Genomic DNA, 1,086 nt, shown 5'->3' on the forward strand with positions numbered 1-1,086 from the left:
AGTGGCGTTACGCCAGAACCGACACTCGAGATGCTTGCAGACCTTGGCATTACGCTAATGCTGTTTACCATCGGGCTTAAAATTGATTTCAGACAGCTTATGAGGCCACAATTATGGTCCGGAACCTTTATTCATATGAGTGGGTGGATGATACTCCTACTTCCTTTGATAATTCTTTGCACAACTACCCTCAGCCACAGCTTATTTGATCTCAGTTTGTCGCAAAGCGCCATTATCGCTTTTGCTTTTAGTTTCAGTAGCACTGTTTGCGTCATTAAGATTTTGGAAGACAATGCGGAATTAAAATCCAAACACGGTGACCTCGCTGTCGGCGTACTAATCTGGCAAGATATTGCGGCTGTTCTGTTTCTATTCTTTGCAACCGGCAAATCACCAAGCCTTTGGGCATTTAGCTTGCTTGGCCTTTGGTTCCTTCGCCCTTTATTAAAAAGAATGATGGCCTCCAGCGGTCACGGAGAGTTGATCCCACTCTACGGTTTTTTACTTGCACTTGGCGGCCCGGAGCTTTTTGAGCTTGTCGACATGAAGGGTGACTTGGGTGCACTAGTCATGGGCATGCTACTCGCAGGCTTACCTAAATCTAACGAACTCTATAAGTCGTTAATGAGCTTCAAAGACCTCTTCCTAATCTGCTTCTTTTTGTCTATCGGGTTCACCGCGTTACCAACTTTGGAAATGTGGCTCGTCGCCTTAGGCTTGACTATTTTACTCCCCATCAAGTTATTGCTTTTCTTCTTTGTGTTTAATGCGGTTGGCTTACGCTTGCGTACCAGCTTCTTGTCAGCACTCTTGCTAGCCAACTACAGCGAATTCGGGTTGATCGTTGCCAGCTTAAGTGTTGATCAAAACTGGCTAAGCCATGAATGGTTGGTCATCATCGCCCTATCGACAACTCATTCGATGGTATTTAGCTCAATTATTTACAAGTTTGCACATCGAATATACGCAAACAAAAAAGACGCCTTCTCGCGTTTTGAACGTCCTTGTGATACCTCCCAACAAACCTTTTTACCTATCAAAGACAAAGAAGTCTTAATTGTCGGCATGGGGCGTGTTGGAAAAGGC

General features: G+C 44.8%; 1 protein-coding gene. It reads left to right on the forward strand.

Features of this window, described 5'->3' with window-relative positions; translation table 11 throughout:
- The coding region (locus tag A3761_RS03315) for a cation:proton antiporter (RefSeq protein WP_068749808.1) at nt 1–1,086 on the forward strand (1,086 nt) is incomplete at both ends.

The sequence above is a fragment of the Oleiphilus sp. HI0123 genome (assembly GCF_001635315.1).